Source organism: Dielma fastidiosa, from assembly GCF_000313565.1.
Classification (GTDB): Bacteria; Bacillota_I; Bacilli_A; order Erysipelotrichales; family Erysipelotrichaceae; genus Dielma; species Dielma fastidiosa.
Genome location: NZ_HE578928.1, coordinates 1 through 22,094, shown reverse-complemented (window position 1 = coordinate 22,094; position 22,094 = coordinate 1). Strand labels below are relative to the sequence as shown.

Annotated in this window: 17 protein-coding genes; all 17 read left to right on the top strand. The window is 36.6% G+C overall.

Annotated features, from left to right (window positions below):
* The first annotated feature begins 2 nt into the window (after positions 1 to 2).
* Positions 3 to 4,175: a DNA-directed RNA polymerase subunit beta gene (gene rpoB, locus DAHG_RS11985; RefSeq protein ID WP_022938599.1), complete on the top strand. Its 4,173-nt coding sequence runs from the start codon at positions 3 to 5 to the stop codon at positions 4,173 to 4,175.
* A gap of 16 nt (positions 4,176 to 4,191) precedes the next feature.
* Positions 4,192 to 8,037 carry a DNA-directed RNA polymerase subunit beta' gene (gene rpoC / locus DAHG_RS11980; RefSeq protein WP_022938598.1) on the top strand — a complete coding sequence of 1,282 codons (3,846 nt, stop codon included), beginning with the start codon at positions 4,192 to 4,194 and terminating at the stop codon, positions 8,035 to 8,037.
* 154 nt (positions 8,038 to 8,191) lie between these two features.
* Positions 8,192 to 8,356, top strand: a complete 165-nt coding sequence (locus DAHG_RS21155; RefSeq protein ID WP_022938597.1) for a hypothetical protein — start codon at positions 8,192 to 8,194, stop codon at positions 8,354 to 8,356.
* 39 nt (positions 8,357 to 8,395) lie between these two features.
* The gene (locus tag DAHG_RS11970; RefSeq protein ID WP_084744555.1) at positions 8,396 to 9,628 is read left to right on the top strand and encodes a helix-turn-helix domain-containing protein; all 1,233 of its coding nucleotides are present in this window, start codon (positions 8,396 to 8,398) and stop codon (positions 9,626 to 9,628) included.
* Between the two features lie 127 nt (positions 9,629 to 9,755).
* Positions 9,756 to 10,190, top strand: a complete 435-nt coding sequence (locus DAHG_RS11965; RefSeq protein WP_022938595.1) for a hypothetical protein — start codon at positions 9,756 to 9,758, stop codon at positions 10,188 to 10,190.
* Between the two features lie 25 nt (positions 10,191 to 10,215).
* Positions 10,216 to 10,950 (top strand): hypothetical protein, encoded by a 735-nt coding sequence (locus DAHG_RS11960; protein WP_022938594.1) that lies wholly within the window; start codon positions 10,216 to 10,218, stop codon positions 10,948 to 10,950.
* 630 nt (positions 10,951 to 11,580) lie between these two features.
* Positions 11,581 to 12,507 carry an aldo/keto reductase gene (locus DAHG_RS11955; RefSeq protein WP_022938593.1) on the top strand — a complete coding sequence of 309 codons (927 nt, stop codon included), beginning with the start codon at positions 11,581 to 11,583 and terminating at the stop codon, positions 12,505 to 12,507.
* A 418-nt stretch (positions 12,508 to 12,925) separates the two neighbouring features.
* Positions 12,926 to 14,176 (top strand): helix-turn-helix domain-containing protein, encoded by a 1,251-nt coding sequence (locus tag DAHG_RS11950; RefSeq protein ID WP_084744554.1) that lies wholly within the window; start codon positions 12,926 to 12,928, stop codon positions 14,174 to 14,176.
* A gap of 107 nt (positions 14,177 to 14,283) precedes the next feature.
* On the top strand, positions 14,284 to 15,123 hold the full coding sequence (locus DAHG_RS11945; protein ID WP_022938591.1) for a hypothetical protein: 840 nt from the start codon (positions 14,284 to 14,286) through the stop codon (positions 15,121 to 15,123).
* Positions 15,124 to 15,740: 617 nt separating this feature from the next.
* Positions 15,741 to 16,424 carry a hypothetical protein gene (locus tag DAHG_RS11935; RefSeq protein ID WP_022938589.1) on the top strand — a complete coding sequence of 228 codons (684 nt, stop codon included), beginning with the start codon at positions 15,741 to 15,743 and terminating at the stop codon, positions 16,422 to 16,424.
* Positions 16,417 to 17,052 carry an ABC transporter ATP-binding protein gene (locus tag DAHG_RS11930; RefSeq protein ID WP_022938588.1) on the top strand — a complete coding sequence of 212 codons (636 nt, stop codon included), beginning with the start codon at positions 16,417 to 16,419 and terminating at the stop codon, positions 17,050 to 17,052. Before DAHG_RS11935 ends, DAHG_RS11930 begins: the two co-directional genes overlap by 8 nt.
* Before the next feature lie 320 nt (positions 17,053 to 17,372).
* Positions 17,373 to 17,819, top strand: coding sequence for a hypothetical protein (locus DAHG_RS11920; RefSeq protein ID WP_022938586.1), 447 nt, complete (start codon positions 17,373 to 17,375; stop codon positions 17,817 to 17,819).
* Between the two features lie 23 nt (positions 17,820 to 17,842).
* Positions 17,843 to 19,075, top strand: coding sequence for a hypothetical protein (locus tag DAHG_RS11915; protein ID WP_022938585.1), 1,233 nt, complete (start codon positions 17,843 to 17,845; stop codon positions 19,073 to 19,075).
* 24 nt (positions 19,076 to 19,099) lie between these two features.
* Complete coding sequence (locus DAHG_RS11910) at positions 19,100 to 19,537, top strand: hypothetical protein (protein ID WP_022938584.1); 438 nt, start codon at positions 19,100 to 19,102, stop codon at positions 19,535 to 19,537.
* A gap of 15 nt (positions 19,538 to 19,552) precedes the next feature.
* Positions 19,553 to 20,332, top strand: coding sequence for a hypothetical protein (locus DAHG_RS11905; RefSeq protein WP_022938583.1), 780 nt, complete (start codon positions 19,553 to 19,555; stop codon positions 20,330 to 20,332).
* A 126-nt stretch (positions 20,333 to 20,458) separates the two neighbouring features.
* Positions 20,459 to 21,571, top strand: a complete 1,113-nt coding sequence (locus DAHG_RS11900) for a hypothetical protein (RefSeq protein WP_022938582.1) — start codon at positions 20,459 to 20,461, stop codon at positions 21,569 to 21,571.
* Between the two features lie 45 nt (positions 21,572 to 21,616).
* A complete protein-coding gene (locus tag DAHG_RS11895) occupies positions 21,617 to 21,841 on the top strand; it encodes a catalase-related domain-containing protein (RefSeq protein ID WP_022938581.1) in 225 nt (74 codons plus the stop codon).
* Positions 21,842 to 22,094: the final 253 nt, after the last annotated feature.

Below are 22,094 nucleotides of genomic sequence, written 5' to 3'. Positions count from 1 at the left end.
ACATGGAAGAACAGAAGACTTATCGAATCGTACCTTCAGGGAAAAAAGCTGAACGCAGAAACTATTCTAAGGTTAGCGGAAATCTTGAACTACCAAATCTGGTAGAAATCCAGACTGACTCTTTTAATTGGTTTATAAAAGAGGGCATTGCTGAAGTATTTAATGAGATTTACCCGATAACCAACTATGGAGGAAACATAAAGCTTAACTTCATTGATTACGAATTCGGAACGCCGAAATACAACGCAGAGGAATCACAGTTCCGCGAATGCAATTTTGCCGCGCCTTTAAAGGCGAAGATGGAACTGGAAATTACTGATAACTCAACAGGTGAAGTCTTGAATAAATGGGAGGATGTGTTCCTTGGTGATTTCCCATTAATGACAGAAACAGGAACATTTATTATTAATGGCGCGGAACGTGTTATCGTTTCGCAAATTGTGCGTTCTCCTGGAGCGTATTTTGCCAGTGGATTTGAAGATAAGACAGGTAAGGAAACATTCAGCAGTGAATTAATTCCAAGCCGCGGTACTTGGCTGGAGTTCTTCACTGAAATGAAGAAACCGGTGAATGGCCGTTCATTAACGGTTAGTATTGACCGTAAGCGTAAGATGACTTCTACGATTCTGTTTAAAGCGATTGGTATGGCTTTGGATATGGACCGCAGTGATGATCCTTATGATACAAAACAGATGGAAACTTTCCTGAAAGCTATCGGCAGAACTTTGGTCGATGATCTTCCGCAGGATACTGAAAACCGTGAATTCATGAATTTATACTTAACGTTATATTCTGCATTCTTCGGTAAATATGAAGATATTGAAAATACATTGCTGGCTGATAAGGTTAAAACTACTCAGGAAGCATTGCTTTCAATCTATGAAAACCAGCGTTCAGACGAAATTCCTACATTAGATGGATCAATCACTTTAATGAATGCGAAATTCTTTGACCGCCGCCGTTATGACTTAACGAAAGCCGGCCGTTATAAATTAGGTAAAAAGCTGAATGCGATCAACCGCATTGAGCATCACCGTCTGGCTCAGGATATCGTTGGTGCTGACGGTACAGTATTTATGCCAAGCGGTACGATGATTAACCGTGATGAGCGTGAAGCATTAAAGGCTGAATTGAAAAAGGGTTATTATGTTAACGCCTTCCCATTCAACCCATTATTCTCTCATGATGATGTGGTTGCGATTGAGACATCTGTTGGTACAGGCTTGTTAGGCCGTGTGCTTGCGAAGGATGTTGAACTTGATGATGTTACATATTACACAGGTGATGTCATTACTGAATGCGTATTAAAGGACTTAATGGCAAGCTGTGAAAAAGTAAATATTCAGGGCGGTGTCATTGCGAAGAAAGTAATGCTGACACAGGAAAATATGAATGCTGTATTGAACTATGGCCAGCGTTTATATGTGCTTGCAAGAGTTACTGATGAAAACGGCAATGAATTATTTGCTGAAGATGGTCTGAGCTTTGCTGACGGTTATCTGCCGCGCATGGAATCAACGACAATGTCAGCCGATAAGAATGATGAATTAAAAGGCCGTGTAAGAAATGGCGAACAGGTTGCAGTATGGCTGGTTGGTGCTGCCGTACAGGAAATCTTAGTGCGTGATGAAGATGATGCAGTGATTAAGATCATCGGTAATGACCCATTTGCCAATAAACACACAATTACTATTTCCGATATGTATGCTTTCTATGACTATATGTTGAATGTTATGGAAGGTGTCGGTGAAACTGATGATATCGATATGCTGGGTAACCGCCGTATCCGTTCTGTCGGTGAATTGATTCAAAATCAGTTCCGTATTGGTTTAAGCCGTATGGAAAGAGTGGTTAAGGAACGTATGTCTATTGCGGAAATTGAAACCTTAACACCGAAAAAATTAACTAATATCCGTCCATTGACGGCAGCTATTAAAGAGTTCTTCTCTTCTTCTCAGCTGTCACAATTCATGGATCAGCAGAATCCGCTTGCTGAATTGACCAATAAACGCCGTATTTCTGCGTTAGGTCCTGGCGGTTTGACAAGAGACCGTGCCGGCTTTGAGGTTCGTGACGTTCACTCCTCACACTATGGCCGTATCTGTCCAATCGAGACACCAGAAGGACCAAACATCGGTTTGATTACGAACTTAACTTCTTATGCTCGTATTAATGAATATGGCTTCATCCAGACACCATACCGCAGAGTTATGCCGGATGGTTCAGTTCTTGAGGATGCGGTTTATTTATCAGCGGATGAAGAAGCCGATTATGTTATCGCTCAGGCCAATGAGGTTGTCGGCGGTCACTTAATTAATGAACAGGTCGTAGCCCGTTACCGCGGTGAAACAATTCTGGCTAAACGTGAACGCGTTGAGCTTGCCGACGTTTCTCCGAAACAGATTATTTCAGTAGCTACCGCTTGTATCCCATTCTTAGAAAACGACGATGCTTCCCGTGCCCTGATGGGTGCCAACATGCAGCGTCAGGCTGTACCTTTGATTTCTCCGCACGCGCCATTTGTTGGTACTGGTATTGAATACCGTGTAGCCAAGGATTCAGGCAGCGGCGTTGTCTGCAAAGGTGACGGTATCGTTGAATATGTAGATTCTACCCGTGTTGTGGTTGCTCAGGACAATGGTGACCGCCGCGAATATAAGCTGCGTAAATTTGCTCGTTCCAATGCCGGAACAAGTATCAACCAAATTCCTATCGTGAAGAAGGGAGAACGCGTTGAAAAGGGTGATATCCTTGTTGACGGTCCTTCGATGGAAAAAGGTGAATTGGCATTAGGTCAAAACGTAACAATTGCCTACATGTCATGGAATGGTTATAACTATGAGGATGCCATCATCATGTCAGAACGTCTTGTTCGTGATGATGTCTATACTTCAATTCATATCGAGGAATATGATATTGACTGCCGTGAAACAAAGCTGGGACCTGAAGAAATTACCCGTGATATTCCAAACGTCAGCGAAAACGCATGCCGTAACTTGGACTCAAGAGGTATCATCATGGTCGGTGCTGAAGTTATGGAAGGCGATATCTTAGTTGGTAAGGTTACACCTAAAGGACAGAGTGAAATCTCTCCTGAAGAAAAACTGCTGCTGGCGATCTTCGGTGAAAAATCACGTGAAGTTCGTGATAATTCATTAAAGGTTCCGCATGGCGGTGCCGGTATCGTTCATTCAGTGCGTGTATTCAAGCGCAGTGAAGGTCATGAACTGCCGCCTGGCGTAAATGAAACAATTAAAGTTTACATCGTTCAGAAACGTAAGATTTCTGAAGGTGATAAGATGGCTGGCCGTCACGGTAACAAGGGTGTTATTTCTAAGATCCTGCCAGTGGAGGATATGCCGTATATGCCTGATGGAACACCAGTTGATATCATGTTGAATCCATTCGGTGTACCATCTCGTATGAACATCGGACAAGTATTGGAGATTCACTTGGGTTACGCTGCTAAGAAGCTGGGCGTTAAGTTTGCGACACCGGTATTCGATGGTATCAATAACGATGAATTAGCTTCCATCATGGCTGAGGCTGAAATGACAAAGGATGGTAAGCAGGTACTTTATGATGGACGTACCGGTGATGCCTTCGATGAACGTATCTCAGTGGGTGTAATGTACATGATCAAGCTGGCGCACATGGTTGACGATAAGCTGCATGCGCGTGCTACTGGTCCATATAGTTTAGTTACTCAGCAGCCATTGGGAGGTAAAGCTCAAAATGGTGGTCAGCGTTTTGGTGAGATGGAAGTTTGGGCACTGGAAGCTTATGGTGCCGCTCACACATTACAAGAAATCTTAACGGTTAAATCTGATGATATCGTCGGCCGTACAAAGACTTATGAAGCAATCATTAAGGGCAAGGATATTCCTGAACCGGGTATTCCTGAATCCTTCCGTGTATTGAAACATGAGCTGCAGGCATTAGCGCTTGATGTGAAGATGCTTGATGAGTTCGGCAATGAGGTTGATATTTCTAAGACTGACGGTGAGGAAGCAACAGCGGTAATTCCGCCGATTACACCGTTTGAGGAAGTTAAACCGGAAGAAGAACTTGTTGATGAAATCGTTGATGATGAGTTAGATGAAGAATTAGAATCTGATGAAGAAATTGAAGATGAAGTGGATGCACTGTTGGATGACGACAGTGACATGGAATAAGAAGGAGGCGTAAACGATGAGTGTAAACAATTTTGCCTCAATCCAGATTCAGCTTGCCTCGCCGCAGCGAATTTTGGAATGGTCTCATGGTGAAGTAAAGAAACCGGAAACGATTAACTATCGTTCACAAAAACCGGAAAGAGATGGCTTATTCTGCGAACGTATTTTCGGTCCGAGCAAGGACTGGGAATGTTATTGCGGAAAGTACAAGAAGGTAAGATATAAGGGTGTTGTCTGCGATCGATGCGGTGTTGAAATCACTAAATCATCAGTACGCCGTGAACGTATGGGACACATTGAACTGGCGGCGCCGGTTGCTCATATCTGGTACTTGCGCGGTATTCCATCTCGTATGGCTTTATTACTTGATGTGACGCCAAAGCAATTGGAAGAAGTAGTTTATTTCGTATCTTGGATCGTTACTGACCCTAAGGATACAAAGCTGATGTATAAGCAAGTGCTTTCTGAGAAGGAATATCGTGAAAATGTGGCAATTTACGGCCCAGGTTCATTTACTGCTCAGACTGGTGCTGAAGCTGTTGAGACATTATTAAAAGAAGTTGATCTTGAAAAAGAATTCAATAATGTAGAAGCTGAATTAAAGAATGCGCAAGGTGAAAAACGTAAGAAACTGATCAAGCGCTTGGATACTATTGAAGCATTCCGTAATTCAGACAATAAGCCGGAGTGGATGGTACTGACAATGCTGCCAGTTATTCCGCCTGATCTGCGTCCAATGCTGCAATTGGATGGCGGCCGTTTCGCAACCAGCGACTTGAACGATTTATATCGCCGTGTTATCACAAGAAATAATCGTTTAAAGAAACTGCTTGAACTTGGCACACCGGCAATCATCGTACAAAACGAAAAGCGTATGCTTCAGGAAGCTGTCGACGCGCTGATCGATAATGGACGCCGTTCTAAGCCAATCAGCGGTGCCGGCGGCCGTGCGCTGAAATCACTGAGCCACTCGCTGAAAGGTAAACAAGGCCGTTTCCGTCAGAACCTGTTAGGTAAACGTGTTGACTTCTCAGGCCGTTCAGTTATCGCGGTAGGACCGGATCTGAAAATGTATCAGTGCGGTATTCCACGTGAAATGGCAATTCAATTATTTAAACCATTCGTAATCAACGAAATCGTAAACCGTGAAATCGCAAGCAATCCAAAGACCGCTGAAAAGCTGATCGATCGTCTTGATCCGCGTGTTTGGGATATCGTAGAAGATGTTATCGACGGCTATCCGGTATTATTAAACCGTGCGCCTACACTGCACCGTTTGGGTATCCAATCATTTAAACCAAAACTTGTTGAAGGACGCGCAATCCGTCTGCATCCATTGGTTACAACAGCATTCAACGCCGACTTTGACGGTGACCAAATGGCTGTCCATGTACCTTTGAGTGAAGAAGCAAGAGCTGAAGCATTAGTCTTAATGCTGGGTTCAAACAATATCCTGGGTCCTAAAGATGGTAAGCCAATCGTTACGCCGTCACAGGACATGGTTCTCGGTAACTTCTACTTAACAATGGAAGAAACTGCTGAGGAATTCCGTCAGGAAGCTGAACGTTACAGAAGCGTCGGCTGCCCGAAGGAAGCTGAACTGTGGGATCGTTATGCGGAAAATGAAGGACATGTATTTAAAGATGTTAATGAAGTCTTAATGGCTTATGACAACAAAATCGTGCATCTGCATACACGTATTGCGATTGCTGCTAAATCACTAAAGAAATCTTCATTTACAGAAGCACAGAATAAAAAATATCTGATGACAACCGTGGGTAAAGTTATTTTCAATAACATGTTCCCAGCTGACTTCCCATATCTGAATGAAGTATCAGATGAAAACTTCATCGCTACACCAGATCGTTTCTTTATCGAACCAGGTTCAGATATTAAAGCGATTATCGCTTCACAGCCAATTATTCCGGAAGTAAAGAAGAAACAGTTAGGATTAGTTATCGCTCAGGTATTTGCTCGTTACAGCACTGAGAAAACTTCTGAAATTCTTGATGAAATCAAGAACATGGGATTCAAATATTCAACCGTTGCCGGTATTACCGTAGCCTTATCTGACATTCAGGTTGTAGAAAACAAGGATGATAAGATTGAATACGGTAAGCAGAAAGCGGAAGAATTAATGCGTCTGCGCCGTAAAGGTAAGCTGACGATGCAGGAATGGGAAGCTCACTTAAATAAATTGTGGGACAGCATTAAAAATCAAATCGGTGATGAGCTGATGGATAACCTGGATCGTAAGAATACAATCAACATGATGGCGACTTCTGGTGCCCGTGGTAATAAATCAAACTTTACACAGCTGGCCGGTATGCGTGGATTGATGAGTAAACCTTCTCAGTCTAAATCAGCAAAAGGCTATCAGCCTTCAATCATCGAGGTTCCTATTTATAGCTGCTTCCGTGAAGGTCTGAATGTATCTGAATTCTTTATTTCAACCCACGGTGTGCGTAAAGGTCTTACCGATACAGCCTTGAAGACAGCTGAATCTGGTTATCTGACCCGTCGTCTGGTTGATGTTGCTCAGGATGTTGTCGTTAAACAGGAAGACTGTGGTACGGATAAGGGATTCTGGGTAGAAACTATTATTGACCGTAAGACAGGAACTGTGGTTCTGGATCTGCGTGATCGTTTGATCGGCCGTTATTCAAAACAGCAGGTTGTCGATCCTAAAACTAACGAAGTAATTATTGATTCTGATGAATACATGGATGAAATTATTGCACAGCGTATCGTTGATGCGGGTGTTGAAGGTATGTATATTCGTTCCGCATTTACATGTAAATCAATTTACGGTGTCTGCAAGAAGTGCTATGGACGCAACATGGCAACTGGTAAGGTTGTTGAAGTTGGTGAGTCAATCGGTATCATGGCAGCGCAGTCAATTGGTGAACCAGGTACACAGCTGACAATGAGAACCTTCCATACCGGTGGTGTAGCATCTGCCGGCGGCGGTGATATCACTCAAGGTTTGCCGCGTGTAGAGGAATTATTCGAAGCACGTTGTCCAAAGGGTGCAGCCGTATTAGCTCAGATCAGCGGTGAAATTACATCAATCCATCAGTTGGAAAACAGCAATGGCGTTGAAGTAATTATTACCAATGATAAGGAAAGTAAGGAACACAAACTGGCTCCAACTCAGGCAATTCGTTCTTGGCTGAAAGAGGGCAGTATGATTGAAGCCGGTGATAAGATCACTGAAGGCCCAATTGATCCTAAAGAACTGCTGCGTATTGCCGGTGTTCAGGAAGTAGAAAAATACATCCTGAAGGAAGTTAAAAAGGTATACGCAAGTCAGGGTATTGATATTTCTGATAAGCATATCGAGGTTATGATTCGTCAGATGCTGAGAAAAGTTGTTGTTGTAGAAGGCAATGGTACAAACCTGAACCCAGGTGTTCAAATCTCATTACCGGAAATGACAAAGATCAACCGCAACGCATTATTGTCTGGCAAACAGCCGGCAGTATTCTCACCAGTATTGCTGGGTATTTCAAAAGCATCAGTAGAAACTGACTCATTCTTGTCAGCAGCATCATTCCAGGAAACTACAAAGGTTCTGACGGAAGCTGCAATCAAGGGTAAGAAAGACTACTTGATGGGTCTGAAAGAAAACGTAATTATCGGTAAGCTGATTCCTGCCGGAACAGGCTGCAACGCTGATCGTGAAACATCACGCCAGATTGAAGAATTAGCGGCAGAATTAAGAGCTGAACGTATTTCAAGAAGCAGCAACGAAGATGAAAGCGAAGTTATGAACTTCTCAGCAGCAGAAAAAGTGAATGAAGATGTCATTCAGGAAATGCTTGCTGATGAAAGCTTGAGCGTCGTTGATGCTGAGGAATAAAAACAATTAACGGTATAATGAAAAGAGTGGAGAAATCTGCTCTTTTTCACGTTTCGGGATAATATTGCATATTTTGACTTATATGTATCGAAACAACAGTAGTAGACGTATTTTTTAATATCAGTTATAATGCGAATAGAGGGGAGGAAAAGCAATGAAAAAAATAATATCAATGGCAATGTCTGCACTATTGATGTTTGGTCTATGCACCTTTAGCTGCACTCATGTGCATACTGAAGAATGTGGAGAGAATGGCATCAATTGTAAACATGAGTGTTATCATGTAACATTATTGAATGATGAACATGCACCTAACTAGCCAATAGTTTTATTGGCTACTTCATTGTTTAAAGAATATATGGATCAAAATATTGGGAAGGTATTAAGATTAATTAGAAAATATCGTGGTTTCACACTTAGAGAATTAGGACAAAAAACGGGAATACCATATAGTCGCCTAGGAAAATTCGAAGGTGGGAAAGAAATGCCAACTGATGAAGCTATTTCAAAAATAGAGAAAGTTTTGAATATGAACTTTCATGAATATTTTGAAATGGCAAAAAAAATAGATATTATGTTTAATGAATTTTTAGATTCTTTATTCTATCATGATGATAGTAATGATTTATTTAAGACAAGGATAACAAATGGTAAAATAAATTCAATTATAAATTTTTCATTTGGAAAAGCTCAATTAATTGAATATATAATATTAGTTTTAGATGAGAATTTTGAAAAAGCTAGATTGATGGAATCTAGTCTTTTAGAATATTTTAACAGTGATTTTGAATGTAAAGCCATTATTTATCAATATATAGGGCTATCTCATAGAATAGAAAAGCATTATGATAAAGCGATATACTATTTTGAAAAAGCTATGTCAATGACAATAAATAGAAAAAATAAAGCAATGTTATGTTTGCATTCAAGTATTGCCTATAAAGATATTGGAAATATAGCAAAAGCGATGTTTTGTATTGAAGAAGCGCACAGAATTTTTTCTGAGTATGGTTCTCTAAAAAGGGTAGCATATTGTTTTATAGAACAGGCTCTTTTACTAAAATCTAATTTTCAATATAAAGAATCGATTTCTTATTTTAACATTGCAATAAAAGCCTTAGAAATGATTGACTGTTCAGAATCACTCTATGCGAAGGTTTATCGTAACATGTGTTGGACAATGATTTTAGCGGGGGATTATAAAAGAGGACTGGAATATCTTGAAGAAGCAATAGAGATTGAGCCGAAGCATGGTTTTACAGTTCTTTATGCAATCTGGTGTAACTATAAATTGCAGAACTATCAAGAAGCAGAACGATGGATTGAGGCTAATATTGATTTGCATAATAATGTAGAATATGGTAGTTTTTATGAATTGTTTGATCTGTTAGTGAAGTGCAGAGAGGGAGTGCCTTCTGCAAAATCAGTAAATTTAGTAACTAAAATTATCGAAAATTTTAAGCAAGGCGAGGAATATGAACGAGTTAATTTTTATATTGACATCGCTTTAGATTTATTAAATAGAAGTGGGAATGAGCTAGAAAAAATAAAATATCTTGAAATGAAGGTAAATTTAACTAGAAATTTCTAATTTGTATCGATACAAGATATTTGAATAAATTTTAATTGTGTGATTTAATCTAGGTAACAAATCTTGCAAGAGTTGTTTTGTTGATTATTTTAAATTTTTAACTTATAAAGCAAATTAGGAGGTTAACATGAAAATGAAAAAAATCTTATTATCATTATTCACAGTATTTTCTCTATTCTTTTCTATTTTTGCAGTTAATTCAGTAGAGATTAAAGCATCTGATGATGAAATTATTCCATATGCTACTGTTAATACAGTTAACGTCAACAAAACATTTAAATATAATCTGCAAAAGGCTGGATGCAATGGTAGTGTAACTTTTAGAGTTAAAGGCTCTTATGATATTACTCATAACGGATCAAGTTACACTGTAACTGATGCAAGCTTAGATGTAACCATTGATTCTTTAACTGCTGAATGGGATTTAGAGATAACAGATGTAACTTATGTATTAAACAAGGATAGCGTTACGGTAAAAATTTCTTATAAATTTTTACAACCTTACTTTGATTGTCCTATAGGTGGTGGGTATAGTTACACAATGCAAACTGTAACTGTTTAAAATTGTAAATTAGGAGATGATACTATTGAAGAAAATCGATAAAAGTATTTTGGTTGTATTGTTGAGTATGTGTGTTGGATGCTCCAATACTAATAGTAGCAATGATGTTGTTAGTAATGAATTATCGCTAAACCCAATTGAGGAAGTCCAATATAGTAACGATGGAAAAATAATTTCTATAGATAAATTCGAGTATAACAACAATAATCAACTGATAAAGAAAACAAGTGAAAATGATGAAATAACATATGTCTATGAGGATGATGTTGTTGTGAAGTCGATAAGGTCAACTGGGTATAGTAATTACACATACGATGATATGAAACAATTGACTAGGATAGATACCTATAATCTAGACAATGAATTAATTGAAACACGTACTCATGAATATGATGACAATGGAAATGTCGTGAGAAGTGCTTATGAAGTGATTGGTGAAGAACCTATAGTTTCACTTTATACTTTTGACAAAACTGGTAAATTAGTCACAGTTATGGTTGATAATTATAAAACAACTTATGAGTATGATAGTTCCGAAAAATGTATTCAAGAAACTTCATATCTAAATGGTATAGTGGATAGTAATATTATTTCAACATACAAAGATGAACTCCTAAATACACAAATAACTTTTAAGAGTGACGGGTCAGAATTAATTAGGCTACAATATGTATATGATGAAAATAATCGTTTAATTGAAATATTGAGCAGTACCGATAATGGAAATAATTTCTATAAAAGTACTGAGTATAAGTATTAGCGTTAGTTGAGTCATATAAATTTGAAGTTTAAAATATATTGTAAAAATATCTCCAATAGTGTGATGTTATGAAATAGTAGATGCATGATTACAAAGTGAGGTAGAATTACCTTAAAATGTATTTAACAATAAGGGAACTCAAAATTGAACAGGGTGCGATGAAAAAAGTTTTAAGTTACTATGAGGGTGTTGCACCTCGAATAAGTTTAAGGTTCGGAATAGGTCGTCCATGAAGTATGGATGGCCTTTTTTCTATCATAGAAAACTACTGGCTTAGCCGGTAGTACCAAAGAGCTTCAGCAAGGGGAGGAGGAACAAAAAAGACCTCCTAATGATATACTTGTAAAGGTTTGCTGACCGAACAAGGAAAACAAAAGGAGGGTTCAAAATAAACAAAGATACATTAGCACATACAAAGTACAATTGCAAATATCACATAGATATATACTCACAAGATGAAGAACTGGGAATTGGTGATAAGCTAAATGAGAAATATGCACAGCTTAGACAGGAAGTTATGTCTGAAATGATTGATTAAGGAAATAACAAAATGTTTTGATCATTGTTAAGTAATAAATCATCTTTCTCAATTAATTCGTGATACAATAAATTCAGCGAGGTAAATAACTTATGAAATATTTAAAACTTAATAATGATTTAGAAGTATCACAACTAGTTTTCGGATGTATGCGTATCTCTGAAATGAGTGTGAGTGAACTTGATGAATTAATACAATGTGCATTAGAAGAAGGCATAAATTTCTTTGATCATGCAGATATTTACGGCGGCGGCAAGTCTGAAGCGCTGTTTGGTGAAGTATTAAAGCTGCACCCAGAATACAGAGAAAAAATGATTATTCAAAGTAAATGCGCGATTCGTAAAGGTAAAGTTGGTTATTATGATTTCAGTAAGGAACATATTATTTATTCAGTAAATCAAAGCATTGAAAGATTGCAATGCGGATATCTGGATGTGCTGCTGCTGCATCGTCCTGATACTTTGATGGAATTTGATGAAGTGGCAGAGGCTTTCAACGAGCTTCAGCAAAGTGGTAAAGTAAAATACTTTGGTGTTTCTAATATGAATAGTATGCAGATTCAGATGCTGCAGAAGCATTTAGATCAAAAACTGATATTTAATCAGCTGCAATTCAGTCCTATTCATTGTGGAATGGTTACCAACGGTATATTTGCGAACATGAGAGAGGAGCAGTCTCTTGATCATGATGGCAGTATCCTTGAGTATTGCCGGATGGAAGATATTACGATTCAGGCATGGTCGATCATGCAGGCATCTTGGGCAGAAGGAACATTCTTGGATAACCCTAATTATGCCGCATTTAATGATTGCCTTCAGGAATATGCTGATCAATTCAACGTCAGCAAATCAGCAATCGTAATTGCTTGGATCTTACGTCATCCGGCCAATATGCAGCCCATATTTGGCACAACTAAAACAAGGCACCTTAAAGAAATGGCAGCTGGCTGTTCAATCGAATTAAGCCGAGAAGATTGGTATCACATTTATACTAAAGCTATCGGAAGAATGCTGCCATAGTTAGATTAAGGATATTTTAGATAAATTACAGCTTATGATAGCAAACATGTGAGTGGCTTTCATAAGCTGTTTTTGTTGAAACTTTTCAGATTATTGATCAATTACCTGAAAGCTATTATAGATTTAATAATAGGATTACTTTATACAATACGGACATTTAATTGATACAATTAATTCATACTATTCTTATAAAATAAGCTTTTGTGACGTAACAGAATTGTAGACATATGTTCTGATAATCGTTATAATATCAAACAAAGAGGGAGGATAACAGTGGTATATAATAATTTATATTCTGTTTTGCAGATGTATGGTTAAGATAGATAAACTGGTAATTCAGTATGAGATTGGGGAGAACTACATCTGCAAGTATTACAGAGTATAAATTATTATATGTTAGTTATCATTGTTAAAGTAAATGAGGAAAGAGAATATTGGAAAAGAAATACGTTTAATACGTAAGTTCAATCACTTAACTCTAAGGGATTTATCAAAAATGACTGGTATCAGTTATATGCGTTTGGGTAAGTATGAGCGCGGTGAAGAAATACCAACTGAAAATGCAGTAAATATTATAGAAAAATCATTAAATATCAATTTTAATGATTTAGGAAAAGTATTTGAGGAAATAAATGAATTATTTGCTGATTTTTCTGATTCTTTATTTTACCATACTCAAAATCTTGATTACTTTGAGTTAAAAATTAGTAAATATAAGCAGGTCAATGGTGTCATAGGTTCTGAATTAGACTTTAATAATGCTAAGATTTTATTAATGGAGTATATATTAAAAATTATAAATAACGATTTAGATAATGCCGAAAAACTAGAAGAATGTCTATTGGAATATTTTAAAAATGATTCTGAATGTAATGCTATGCTTTATGACTATATCGGTTTGAAATTTAGAATAAAAAAAGAATATAAAAAGGCAATAGTTTGGCAGGAAAAGGCTTTGAATTTGACATCAGATGAAAAAATAATTGCCATGATTTACTATCATTTAACTAGTTCTTATACAAGTGTTAGAAAACTATTACAGTCAGCGGCAAGCTTGGAAAAAGCGAATGTTCTTTTTTCGAAGCATGCATCTTATCGAAGGGCTAGTTTTTGCCTTTCTGAGTTTGCATTAGTTTTGAAAGCTACTAGACAATATGATGAAGCAATCGAAATGTTTAAAAAAAGTTTGTGCGGCAGCGAACAATTAGGCTTTGGTAATGATATTATAGCTATGGATTATCGGAATATGTGCTGGACAATGATGCTTGCGAAAAGATATAAAGAAGCTTTAGAATATTTAGATGAAGCAAAAATGAAGGAGCCTAAACATCCTCTTGCTGTCTTATATGGCATATGGTGTAATCTTAAGCTTAATAATTATAATTCGGCTCAAGAAATAATAAATCAAAATCAACAATTAAAAGAAAATAGTAAATATGGTATTTATTTTAGATTGTTTGTTATGCTTTTGAAAATTGGTGAGGGAAAGCCTACTAAAGCTTGTTTAAATTTGGCGATGAAAGTGGTAGATCAATTATATGATTCAGATCAATATGAACGTTGTATTTTTTATATTGATATTGTTTTAGATTTATTAGATCGTAACAATGATGAAATCAGCGCTATAAAATATCTTAAAATGAAAGTAAATTTACTTCAAAACAGCTAGTTGTGACGTAACAAAACATAAATGTGTTCATTCATACTATTATCTAAGCAAATCATGAGGCTGATATGTAATTAATTTTATTATGAAATAAAAAAGGGGGATTGAAAATGAAGTTATTGACTAAGAAAAGAGCTTTTAATAAAATTACAGTTATAACTGCCGTCAGTATGTTTTTGGTAATGTTTCTTTACTACGGCACTACATTCGGATACTTCCAAAATTTATTTTTCTTTGTTCCTACTGAAGGATGGCCGGATAAATGGGAATACATGAATTCTGAGTTTAACTATGATTATATGATGATTTGGGGAGCATTGCCGATGCAGTTCTTATTACCGATTTTCTCATCACTTCCGGTATTACGTTTTATAGATGAGAAACGCGGCTTTTTCGATCAACTTGCTATAAGATATAAATCATCTTTTAAATTCTATATTAAAACTATACTTAAATATGCTTTAATTGCGGCAGCTACTTGTTTTGCAGGGTATATGATTTATTACGTTGTGGGTGTTGTGTTTTTTAGAATTTCAAGTGAACTCAACGTTGAGGTTAATGGTTATCGAGAAATGTTTAGAGATATTTTGGGGAATGGGCTGTATCGAGACCATCGGTATTTGTTTTATTTTATGGAAGGTATACCTAAATATATACTAGTACCTTTTGTATATGGACTGTTCAGTTTAGGAATTTCATTATGGACCAATAAAAAATTCATGGTGATTTTTATACCAACACTTTATTATTTAGGTTTTAGCGCTCTTATGATGCTGCTGCCTGATTATGATTTAAGGTATTACTTTGCACCAAGCTTTATTATGGCGGCGTCATCATTTAATGATTTGAATACGTTAATGCTTCCTCTGGCTTTAATCATACCATTTATTATTTCAATGATATTAATACTAGCGAGACTGTGTTATGGGAAAGAAAAAAGTCTTACTTAGGATTCCACTCACAAAATGGGGCCTGATTATAGGCGGCTCATTAGTTTTAAATTTTGCCCTTTGTTATTACTATTCATTGTATTATACAGAGAATTTATTTCTGACTTTGTGGATGAATTTTGTGATACAGCCATTCTATTTTGCCTTATTGTTTTCTACATATGAATTTAATAAAACAGAGATTGTGAGATATAAAAATTTCACGCAGTACTTCAAAAAACGATTTATTGAACAATTGGGTCTGACGGTGATTTACTTAGCATATTTGTTTATTACAATGTACTTCTTACATGAAATCTTGTCAGTAAAATTAGACTTTGATTTGCTGCTGTATTATTTATGGTGGTGTGGTATGTTGTTTGTTTTGTTTAATTGTTTCTATATTTACAGCACCTATATCGGTAAGCGAACGGTTTATGAAATAACGCTGATTATTCTATTCATTCTTCAAATGTTGTTTGCTATGTATTCAGATACTTTACGGCCGTATCTTTTTATGGCTTATCCCTTATATATGAGAGAACTTAATGACTTCCAAATGACATCGGTGCTTATTTTAGTATATTTATTGGTTTATTGGTGTTCTTCCCTTAGATTCAAGGAAATGGGCGATTGATATGTGGAAAAAATATCTATTATTATTCATGCTGCCCGCGATTTCCTTTGGTTATATTGGTATGCAGTTTAAAAATCTTCCTTATGTGGACAGCTTAAAACTATTCTTCCTCTTTCCCAAGGTGTTGCAGGAGTATCATTACAGTACAATCAATGTTGTTTTGATCGCATGTTTGTTGTTGGTAATTATTCTTTCAGTGATTTTGTTCCTAGAACAATTCAGCTTAGTATTTAATGAGCTGGGATCGCTTCATATGATTCGTTATGGATCAATGAAAAGCTTTATGCTTCATATACAAAAATCAATAATAAGAAGCAGCATTCAAATTGCCATTGATTTATGTGTCAGCATCTTATTTTGGACTTGGTGTTTTATTGGCAGCTTTCCTTCAGCTAGTGATGCTGTCATGCTGCTGCTGATCGTAGTCCGTCTCGTATATTTCTTATTGGTGTTTGTGGAATTGATCGTCATCATACAATATAAATGTAAAGTTAATTTTATTTCTTATTATTTGTTAATAGGTCTATCAACGATTGCGCTGATTGAGTGTATGGGTGATTTTAATTTAATCATACATTTTCCACAGTCGATGATTGGAAACGGTATTCAAATTGGTATCTTAATCGTTGTTTTGGTGATAAGCAGCATCATTACATTAAAATTCAGAGGTGAACAAAATGATTAATCTTCGTAATATTGAAAAGAAGTATAAGGATAATCTCATATTTGACAATATCAATTTTGACTTCAAGGAAAACACCAGTTATGCGATAACCGGTATCAATGGCTGTGGTAAAAGTGTGCTGTTGAAGATAATCTGCGGGTTTAGTTTACCTGATCAGGGGACTGTGCATATTAATGGTGAAAAGCTGGGGGTAAAATATGATTTTATACCCAATGCGGGTGTATCGATCAATGCTCCTGAATTTGTCAAAACAATGACAGGTTATGAAAATTTAAAAGCATTGGCCGAAATAAAGAATATATGTACCGATGAAGATATACATAATTTATGCCGACAGCTTGGGATTGATCAAGCTTTGAATAAGAAATATAAAACCTATTCTTTAGGCATGAAGCAGAAACTTAGACTTGCGCAGGCTTTAATGGAAAATCCGGATATCCTTATTTTGGATGAGCCATTTAATGCATTAGATGAAAATTCGGTAAAAGTTGTTAAGGATATATTAAATAAATTCATCAGACAGCCAAATAAAATTTTAATATTTACTAGTCATCATATTGATGATGTGGAAGATCTGGCAGATGTAATCTTGTTAATTAAAGATCAGAAGCTCTATATTTGTGAATAGGAATAACATGGGATTAAAGTTAAAAATTAGTCTTACAGGGTTTATATAGGAGATAATTCCTCCACAGACCTGTAATACATTCGTACAGCCCTTTTAGTAGAATATTTTACTTTATTACTGTATAATAAAATTATCTAAAGAAATGTGGGTACTAACTCAAAGGGAGGAATAATTATGTTTAACGGACGTATTGGCACGGGAGAATTAATACTATTACTTATCTGCGTAGTTGCGCTTAGAGCAGCTTATGAAATCATTCGATTTTTGAGAAAAAAGTCAAAATAGAAGTCTGATCAGACTCATTTTTAAAGAGGAGAATCATGAAAATAAAACTAGTCGGTGCATTGAATGATGCGTTTATACTTTTTGGTGTTCTTACTTTAATAAATATAGTTTTAGGTCAATTGGGTATCTATGGCTATCCAGTTTTTGACATGGAATTTAGTGCTTTAAGCTCGTTATTTCCTGAATATAGGAAACTTATCTCCAGATATTCAATCATTATAATATATGTGCTTTGCTGTATCTTCTATCTGGTTATGTTTAAACCGATGAAGAAATATAGTGAAATGAGTTTGCTGCTGCCCAAAGCTGTGATATATATTATCAGTTTAATAGCCGTGGTTATGCTGATTGTTACTGCTTTCCTTATTTATCAGTTTCAATTTATTCAGACTGGAAATAGTATCGCGTTGTTTATTTGCATTGAAATGACAAACATGGGAATAACGCTGCTCGGTATAAATTTAAAAAGATATCAAGGTTAATAAAATTGAAAGGGGGCATCAAGATGAAAATAGGTAAATCGTTATTATGTTTCCTATGTTTTCTAATGCTTACCTCATGTGCAAAAGAAAAGCTTGAAAACAGTCCGCCAGCTAAGGCAGAGCCGATATCAGTTAAAACTGAACTGCCTGTGTATACAGCCAAAAAACTGTTGGATACTGAAATACTGAATATGGGCGAGCATGATTATTTGATGGCACAGTATGTTGAAAATAATGAATTGTATTACAGTGCTGTTCATTTAGACAATGAGAATGTTGTTAATTTCTTATGCAGATATGATTTGACTGATCATACAGTTGAAGTATTAAAGCAATTGGAAGGAAATTATGTTATCAATTCATTTGTTTATACAGAGGATGCGCTTATTTACAGTAAAATTGAGCCAGTTTCGGAAATTGATAATTACAATCGTTTCACTGTTATGATGGAAACAGAAGAAGGCAGCCGTGAAATTGATCATGGCTTGACGACTGATTATATTTCATATAATGCAAAGATGCATTCTCCGCAGCTGATTAAAGCAGGTGAGAAAGTATTCTATGCTACTGAGGATTATACGAAAGATTATGAAAATGATAGTGCATATAATGCCCGTTTCGTTATGCTTGATGGCGATAAAAGAGTAGATTTGATCTCTGAAAATGCGGATACAGAGGATTTCATGGGCGTATATAATGCTTATGAAAAAATCTTTAGCTATGGCAGTAAGCTGGCGGTAATCATCAAGCAGACCCCGGATATGCAGCTGGTTACTTATGAGGATGACAACAAGAAATCTGAAAAATATATATACTCTGACGATCGTCAGGCTATTTATATTTATGACGATACTACGTCTGAGTTAAAACAATTTCAAAGTGATAAGGAAGTGGAATTCAGCTGTTTTGTTGATGAAAATACGCTTTATGCCATCGATACAAGCATCAAAATAGTTGATAATATGCTGTTTGATACCGAAACCGGTGAATTTAAACAAGTAAAAAACGATGATTATTTTTATGGATATGATACTGTTGATTCATGGGCTGAGGGTAAAATGCTTGCCCATTCAGATCAGTCTGATGTTACGAAAAGCACTCCTGCTTCATATGCAATGCTGGCTGTCAATGATGGGCTGCTTATGAGCGCAAAGATAGAATTTGATGAATTACCTGAAACTAGAAGCAGGATTATCAAAGTGAATGATGATGAAATACTGGTTAATACCGCTGATTGTTTCTGGATCATAAAGTAAGTGAATTGCAGGGGGAGATAGGGAATGAAAACGATCATAAGAAAGGAAGCCGATGTTTTTATAATCATTTTAATTGGTGCTGTTTTAACATTCTTCAGGAGTGCTGCGGTCAATGATTTTATGACTGCTCAAAGCTATGACGTTGTTGCTAAGGCGCAGGCGGGTATAAGCCAGCTTCAGGTTTATATCAATGGCTTCTCCATTGCCTATCTGTTATATGAATCTATCTGGTGCAAGAAGCTGTATACGAAGCAGATAACATGGCGTGACTTTATCGTTAAACACATGAAAATTATTTTGGGAGAATTGCTTTTGTGTGTGATGGTTGGCATGGCTTTGAATCAATGGACATCGATTTTAGATCTTGTCATTTTTCAGATGGCAGTCTTTGGTTTCGCATGTGCCGCTGCTTATGTTGTGCAAAAATATTACGCAATGTGCGAGCTAATTAAGCATAAGTAAGAGGGGGGAGAAAATATGCAAAAATTATTATTATGTTTATCGGCACTGCTGCTTTTTGCTGGCTGTTCGAGTCAGCCTAAGGAAGCAAAACCGGATATTAAGGAAAATGATACGCTAAAGGAAAATGAACCAGCTGAGAAAATCGCTAAGGTTTATGAAAGCCGGCCGTATGCCTTCACCGATACTACGTTACAATCGGAAATGTGCGGAACAGAGTTGGAAAACGAAACATTTAATCAATTATGTCAAAATGGTTGCGCGTTTGTGGACATACCTTATATTAATATAGATACTCAGGAAATAAGTGACTTAAACCAGAGGATGGAAGCGGAATTGAGTATTGAAATTCAATTAAGTACACTCAATGATCTTGCTGGTGATCGTGAACCGGCAATATTTGTGTCGCGCTCACTATATCGAGAAAACAGCGATTTCCTTTCTGTAATTGTGCTTTCCGCATATTATAAAGAGAATGGGGAAATTGAAAAAAAGTTCAATACCTTTAATATTGATCTGTACAGCGGTAAGCTGCTTGATGATCAAGAAGTGCTGGATTTATATATGCTTGATGAAAAGAGTATCGAGACGAGCCTGTTTGATCAGCTGCAAGCTAAAGGGTTAGGTGTCTGCGATGATAAGCAGGAAAACTGTTATGCAGAGGATCTGTCAGCGGCTGATTTAGTCTATTATATTGATGAAAATAAGAATCTTTGTTTTTATAGCGAGAAAATTTTTGAAAATGTCGGATTTGGTTATCCGCATATGTATCCTTATATATTTTATCAATATCAGTAATCTAGGCTTTCTATATACAACTGAAACATGAATCAGAGTGACACATGAAATGATGATGCTAACTTTCCGTTTCAACTTCTTAAATCTGTGGTAAAATATAAGATAATGATTAAAGAAGGAGTTCTTATGAGAGGAATTTGTGTAGTATTGCTGGCATTTCTGCTTAGTGCTTGTACTGCGGCTGAGCCGGAATGGAAATTAGAAGTGGAAGCACCTAAGAATGCATTGGTAAACCCGATTCCGGGTGTTGAAGATAATTTAGAATACAGTTATTTTTCTGCAGGGTACACGTTGTATGATGAGCCTGGCATGAGTGATGATCGCCTGCTGAGTCAAGCTGATATTGAAAGAGCCTTAAACAGCAAATTTAATCTTAATAACTTCAATTCACTGACAAGTTTGCCAGTATATCATAAGACTGCGCTGAATGAAGATCAGATGCGGATAAAAGCAGATTTAATGGCAGCCGCTTTAAATGTGGAAATAATCAGTTATGACTATTATGAACCGCTTGATTATCATGCTGAAGATTTTATAATTGCTCATGAAACTGAATTAATGAGTACCCAAAGTGAATTGCTGGCTGTTTTCAAAGAGGGAAATCTTTTGATTAAACAAAACGGCAGCATTGCGGTGGAATTAAATGTACCTTATGATGAAGGCTTTGTGTATGAGTATAGTGAGCAGGGGATCAAGGCGGCAGCTGAGTTTTTCTATAATCAATATCTAAACGTTCTTGTGAATTTTGAAAAACAAATCATCCAGGTTGATACGAAAACCCAGCTTGTTGATGGCAAGCTTCAAAATGTATATCATGGCTATATATATAATGAAAGAATGTCTTCTATGACTGATCAGTTACTTGCGCAGGCTTTCCAGCGTATCGATGTTGAATTTGATGAGAAAGGATTGACAGGCTTTACGATCAGTTGTCTGAATGGTGAATATGTCGGCAATGGTTTGCTGCTTGATCCATATGAAGCTGTTGTGCAGCTTCAGGTTATAGATCCTGAATTAAATTTGCCAATGGATATCAGAGCCGTTGAATTAACCTATGCTTATCAGGATTATCAGTATGATGCGATACCAATCTATCATATATATGGGTATGATATGCATGGTCAGGGAGTTAAAGCTGATGTGCCGGCAATCCTAGTTGATTCTGAATTGGTTTATGAAGCACCAAGAATTTATACGGAACTGCATCTGCCGCTGCATTACAATTGTATCTATTACTAAAAAGATGAAATCATGCTGTTTCATCTTTTTTAATTATATCGGTTAATGAGTGAAGAAAAGCGCCGGATACTGCTTGATAATACGGCCCGTAATATTGAACCGGTTACTAAGAATATTAAGTATCGTCATGCGGTACATTGCTACTTAGCGGATCAAGAATACGGCATGAGGTTTAGTGAGGCCGCAAATTTGGATTTTGAGAAAGTGAAGACATTAGCGCAATTAACCAATAATGAATTGAATCAGGCAACTATGAATCCTGATATGTAATAATTAAGGGCAGTGCTTCAATATTGAGGACTGCCTTTTCTTATCAGTTGCTTTTGCCAAGCAAATGATTGTGTAAGCGATACTTGAAAGGGCACAGATCATGCAAATCAAAGGAGCATTTAAGCATAAGATGATGAAATCAGGACATGAACCGCTTACAATTTTATGATTAAATATTCACATGAAAAAGGCATGAATAATAAGCAAAAAAGTTTTAAAAAAAGTAAAAAATAATGTTGACATGGGGGGACGG

Coding starts and splice junctions, on each gene's coding strand:
- rpoB (WP_022938599.1), top strand. CDS start 3: ATGGAAGAACAGAAGACTTATCGAATCGTACCTTCAGGGAAAAAAGCT.
- rpoC (WP_022938598.1), top strand. CDS start 4,192: ATGAGTGTAAACAATTTTGCCTCAATCCAGATTCAGCTTGCCTCGCCG.
- DAHG_RS21155 (WP_022938597.1), top strand. CDS start 8,192: ATGAAAAAAATAATATCAATGGCAATGTCTGCACTATTGATGTTTGGT.
- DAHG_RS11970 (WP_084744555.1), top strand. CDS start 8,396: ATGGATCAAAATATTGGGAAGGTATTAAGATTAATTAGAAAATATCGT.
- DAHG_RS11965 (WP_022938595.1), top strand. CDS start 9,756: ATGAAAATGAAAAAAATCTTATTATCATTATTCACAGTATTTTCTCTA.
- DAHG_RS11955 (WP_022938593.1), top strand. CDS start 11,581: ATGAAATATTTAAAACTTAATAATGATTTAGAAGTATCACAACTAGTT.
- DAHG_RS11950 (WP_084744554.1), top strand. CDS start 12,926: ATGAGGAAAGAGAATATTGGAAAAGAAATACGTTTAATACGTAAGTTC.
- DAHG_RS11945 (WP_022938591.1), top strand. CDS start 14,284: ATGAAGTTATTGACTAAGAAAAGAGCTTTTAATAAAATTACAGTTATA.
- DAHG_RS11935 (WP_022938589.1), top strand. CDS start 15,741: ATGTGGAAAAAATATCTATTATTATTCATGCTGCCCGCGATTTCCTTT.
- DAHG_RS11930 (WP_022938588.1), top strand. CDS start 16,417: ATGATTAATCTTCGTAATATTGAAAAGAAGTATAAGGATAATCTCATA.
- DAHG_RS11920 (WP_022938586.1), top strand. CDS start 17,373: ATGAAAATAAAACTAGTCGGTGCATTGAATGATGCGTTTATACTTTTT.
- DAHG_RS11915 (WP_022938585.1), top strand. CDS start 17,843: ATGAAAATAGGTAAATCGTTATTATGTTTCCTATGTTTTCTAATGCTT.
- DAHG_RS11910 (WP_022938584.1), top strand. CDS start 19,100: ATGAAAACGATCATAAGAAAGGAAGCCGATGTTTTTATAATCATTTTA.
- DAHG_RS11905 (WP_022938583.1), top strand. CDS start 19,553: ATGCAAAAATTATTATTATGTTTATCGGCACTGCTGCTTTTTGCTGGC.
- DAHG_RS11900 (WP_022938582.1), top strand. CDS start 20,459: ATGAGAGGAATTTGTGTAGTATTGCTGGCATTTCTGCTTAGTGCTTGT.
- DAHG_RS11895 (WP_022938581.1), top strand. CDS start 21,617: ATGAGTGAAGAAAAGCGCCGGATACTGCTTGATAATACGGCCCGTAAT.